At 57.4% G+C, this 4,399-nt stretch carries 2 protein-coding genes and 2 pseudogenes; 2 read left to right on the top strand and 2 right to left on the bottom strand.

Annotated elements, in window-relative coordinates; translation table 11 throughout:
• Both NW820_RS09445 and NW820_RS09440 read right to left on the bottom strand, forming a co-directional pair.
• Positions 1–389, bottom strand: a pseudogene (locus tag NW820_RS09445) (hypothetical protein); the annotation flags it as partial.
• Positions 390–709: 320 nt separating this feature from the next.
• Positions 710–1,633 (bottom strand): annotated as a pseudogene (locus tag NW820_RS09440) (IS630 family transposase).
• Between the two features lie 178 nt (positions 1,634–1,811).
• On the opposite strand from NW820_RS09440, the gene NW820_RS09435 reads away from it, so the two are divergent.
• Both NW820_RS09435 and recJ read left to right on the top strand, forming a co-directional pair.
• Positions 1,812–1,979: a hypothetical protein gene (locus NW820_RS09435; RefSeq protein WP_083757636.1), complete on the top strand. Its 168-nt coding sequence runs from the start codon at positions 1,812–1,814 to the stop codon at positions 1,977–1,979.
• A gap of 120 nt (positions 1,980–2,099) precedes the next feature.
• Positions 2,100–4,388, top strand: a complete 2,289-nt coding sequence (gene recJ, locus NW820_RS09430) for a single-stranded-DNA-specific exonuclease RecJ (protein WP_414407345.1) — start codon at positions 2,100–2,102, stop codon at positions 4,386–4,388.
• Positions 4,389–4,399: the final 11 nt, after the last annotated feature.

Here is a 4,399-nt window from a genome sequence, read left to right as displayed (position 1 = left end):
GGCTGTACCCAGCCTTTCCAGGTGAGAATCTCCCCCAATTTCCGCCCGTAGCGACGCTGTTGGGCCAGAGCAACCCGCAACTGCTCGAAATCCAAATGGCCCAGTGCCACCAAAATCTCTCCCAGAGAAAGAGACTGGCTGGGCAGGAAGCGGTAGAGATCAGCCAGAGTGAGCCAGCCGCGCTCGAGACACACTTCTCCCAACTTGAGGTGGTTTTGCTGTTGCTCTCGCAGAGCCTGAGCCAACTGGGATTGGGAGATCAGACCCGCCCGCAGCAAACGCTGTCCCAGCGGTAAGCTCGACTCAGCCCCGTCGGCAGCAGCACCCCGCCCCTCCAGAAAGGGGAATGGGGTAGAGCCACTCTGGGAGGAAGAGGAGCGCGGAGGCATCAATAAAGTTCCCAGTTTAGGACTGTGTTGTTGCTGTACTTTAGCTTATCGCCCCTCAGGATAAAGCACAAAGAGATGCCAACGCCACATTGACCAGAAAACTGGGTTACAAGCCCCGCCCTTTATGACGGCTTCTTGATACAGTAACTGCGAACTCCGCCAGCTTGTTCGCCTGCGGCGGCACTGAGTGCTTCGTGGTGCAGTACCTCTTACTAGAGGGACATTAGAGGGACAAAGTATCTGGGAGTCTCTTCCCAGTAATTAGGGCGGCGGCATCCCTCTTCGTGCATAGGGATGGAGCAGTACAGCCTGTTAAGGAATCAAGGGGCACAGTAGCAACACCTAGCAAACCAACTTCGGAAGCAGAATGGATTGATGAGTAGTCAAGAGGTCTCTGCTATCTGCTCCATCCCATACTTCCCGGCTCTGGAAAACTGCCGGATAAAAGGCTTCAATACCGACCACATCCTCTCAATCGGATTCAACTCTGGTGCATACACAGGCAGGTCTATGATCCGCGCACCTGTTCCTTGAATCAAACCCTCCACTTCCGAACTCTAATCACCACCTTCCGCGCATCCAGTTCCGGACATGAGTCACTTTGCAAAAACTCCAGAAAATTGCTCTTCCGCATTCCACCCTTGATAACACAACAGCCTACTGCCTCTCTCCAGGAAATAGCTTCAATAATCTTATGTTTTTTCCCTTTGCATCTCTGACGGTAACTGTAAGCTCTTTGACTGCGTAAACTCCGAGATACCCCTCCGTTCCATTGCCTCTCACACCCTTGTCTGGTCTAGAATAGCTATATCTTCCACTGGTATATTCTTGACTTCTTAACTATAGGCTAATTGTTGCCTTTGCACCTCCTCTTCTCTGATTTTTACACTGCGGTAATTCTTTTTTAGCGTCATTCCTCGCTTTTTTAAAAAGTTGTCTATCGTAACAGCACTCACATCAGTATCCAGTTGCTCTCGTAGCAGTTCTTGATACTACCACGGATAATAGTTCAGGCGCCTTTCAATGACCGTCATAACTTCTTGCCGGTGTTGTTCCAGAATACCTACTCGCTTTGTGCCGACTTTCTTGGGGGATAAATCCTGAGTTTGTTGATACTGATGCACCCAGTGGTGCAGTGTTCTTTGGGTTACCATGAACTGTTCCGCTACCTGGCGAGTGGAGGTCTTGCCTGCCTGATAAGCTGCCACAACTCTTTGGGATAAATCTAACAAATAGGTTGGTATATATCTCTCTTTTCTCTTGGATACTTGTATCCTAATTCATAGGCTGTAATCGGTGAAGTGCCAAAAATGATTCTGATTCTTGTTTCAGCATCGTTGCTGAGCAACCGCTAGGGTGTAGAGACGCGGATCTTCGACAAGAGGATCCCTAGGAAAAAACGAGAAAGAAGGAGAGAAAATCATGTCTGCCAGCACCCTTGTCCGTTGCGCCTGTGAACACTGCAACTGCAGCTTCGAGAGCAGCCAAGGCTATCGCTACGAAGGTCAACTCTACTGCAGCGAAGCCTGTGCCACCCACAATCACGAGCACCCTTCCGCCTGCTGTGTGGCTTCCCACTGCTGCCAGTAGGGTTCAAGGTAGCCCATCATCCCCAGCCCTTTCCTCTGGGATCCATTTCCCCCCTGGGCCGTTTTTGATAGGCTCCTGAGAAGTTCTACTCTTGTCGGCCAAGGGGTCGGCCTAGCTTGCATGGATTACGGCTGGCGCGAAGATACTCCGCACCGCTGGGAGCTGCTGCCCACTCCCCCCCAGTTCAATCCGCAACTGAGCCGGGAATACGGCAAGTATGCGGCCAAGGTGATGGCCCTGCGGGGTCTGCACACCTGGGAGCAGGCGCAGGCCTTCGTGGATCCCGAACACTATTCCCCCACACCACCAGCATCCCTGCCGGATCTGGAGCGGGCGGTGGCGCGGCTGCTGCAGGCACGGGAAAGGGAAGAGACCCTGTGCATTTGGGGGGACTTTGACTGCGATGGTGTCACCAGTACCAGTCTCCTGCTCTCGGCGTTACAACCCTTGGGCTTCCGAGTCCAGTTCTCCATACCGCTGCGCAGCACCGAGGGGCACGGGCTCAATCCTCAACGGCTACAGCAGGTGCTGGCCCAGGGCTGCCAAGTGATCCTGACGGTGGATTGCGGGGTGGGCAATGCTGCCGAAATTGCCATGGCCCAAGTCCAGGGGGTGGACGTGATCGTGACGGATCACCACATGCTGCCGGATCCCTTGCCCGCTGCCTATGCGGTGGTCAACCCCTTGCGATTGCCGGCTGAACATCCGCTGCGCTTCTTGCCGGGGGTGGGAGTGGCCTACAAGTTGGCGGAGGCGCTCTACCAAGCCCTAGGGATCCCTGGTGTCGAGCAGCACCTGGATCTGGTGGCGGTGGGAATTGTGGCCGATGTGGCGGTGTTGCAGCGGGAGTGCCGCTACTTGGTGCAGCGGGGCCTGCCGGTGCTGGCCAGTACGCAGCGCCCGGGGTTGCGAGCTCTGCTGGCCCAGGTTAGCAACGGCCAGCTCCAGAGGTCGCCGACAACCCAGGATATTGCTTTTCGCATCGCCCCCAAGTTGAACGTCATTGGCCGCTTGGAAGACGCCAGCTTAGCAGTGGAGCTGCTGACCACCTCCGATCCAGAGCGGGCCCAGGCGCTGGTGCAACGGTTTGTTGCCCTTGACGAAGAGCGCCGGCAGCTCACCCAGCAAGTGATCCAAGAGGCCAGCCAACAGGTAGAGAGCTTGGATCTGACCCGGGAAGGAGCCATTGTTCTGGCGGAAGCCGGCTGGAACCCAGGGGTTCTGGGGATCGCGGCGGCGCACTTGGTGGAGCAGTATAACTGCCCAACGGTGTTGATCGCCAAAGACGAAGCGGCGGGACGGGGCTATGGGTCGGGCCGTTCCCTGCCAGGGGTGAACCTGGTGGAGGCCATCGAGGCCGTGCGCCCCCTCTTGCGGCGGGGAGGCGGACACCCCATGGCCGCCGGGATCCAAGTGGATCTGGCTTGCCTGGCCGCTGTGCAACTGGCGTTGCAGCGGGAGCTGGCCGCGCGGGTTAGCCCGGATCAGCGGGCTCGCGCCTTGGCGGTGGAGATTATCCTCGACTGGGAGCTACTGGTCTCTCAGGATCGGGATGGGGTGGCAGAGCTGGATGAGGTGTATCGGCAATTGCAGCTTCTGCAGCCCTTTGGGCACGGCAACCCCAACCCCGTCGTTGCCTTGATGAACTTCCGCCCCAATAGCTCCAACCTGGGAGTCTCCCGCAATGGCCGCCACCTCAAGTTTGAACTCCAAGGCTCGCCGGGATCCCGTACTCTGTGGTTTTGGCAGGCCGGAGAAGAGCTGGAGCGTTGGCAAAAATGCCAAGCTTTGGACATCGCCCTCCAGTTGGAAGCGGATGACCGGGGCAAACAGCCTTGGCAGGGCAAGGTGCTGGCAGTGCGCCCTGCGGGAGAGTGGCAGGCACCCACCATTTCCGCCCCTCGCCTACAGATCCAAGATTTTCGGCAGAAACCCCTGCCGGATTCGCAGCAGGGGGCCATCTGTTACGACGGGCAGGAGGCCGAGAACTTTGTTCCACCACCCAAAGGGAAAGAGCTGGTACTGGCCCGCTGGCCCTGGCTACCGGCGGACTTGGCACAACTGCTGCAACAGGTACAGCCCCGAACCCTGATCCTGGCCGCTTCTGCCTCCCCCTGGGAGCAGATCCCCGCCCGAGTCAACTGGCTGATGCAACAGTGGCAGGCAGGCCAACGGGATCCCGACGAGCTGGCTGCGGCAACCGGCTTTCCCCGGCAGTGGCTGGCGGAACTGGACGGCCCGGAGCAGATCCCCACCTTGCTGATGGGCCGCCTTCAGGAATCCCAAGCCTTTCACCGCTGGCTGGATGAGGCCAGCCCCACCCAGATTGCCCAACTGTGTCAGCGGCTAATGCAATCGGATCCCCTCTCAAGAGAGACAAGAGAGAAAAGAGAAAAGAACGGAGAGTAGTGAGAAGGGAG

The sequence above is a fragment of the Synechococcus sp. R55.7 genome, assembly GCF_047461955.1.
In the GTDB taxonomy this organism is placed as follows: Bacteria; Cyanobacteriota; Cyanobacteriia; order Thermostichales; family Thermostichaceae; genus Thermostichus.
The sequence above is the reverse complement of the archived record's forward strand: the minus strand, read 5'-3'. Positions and strand labels throughout refer to the sequence as shown.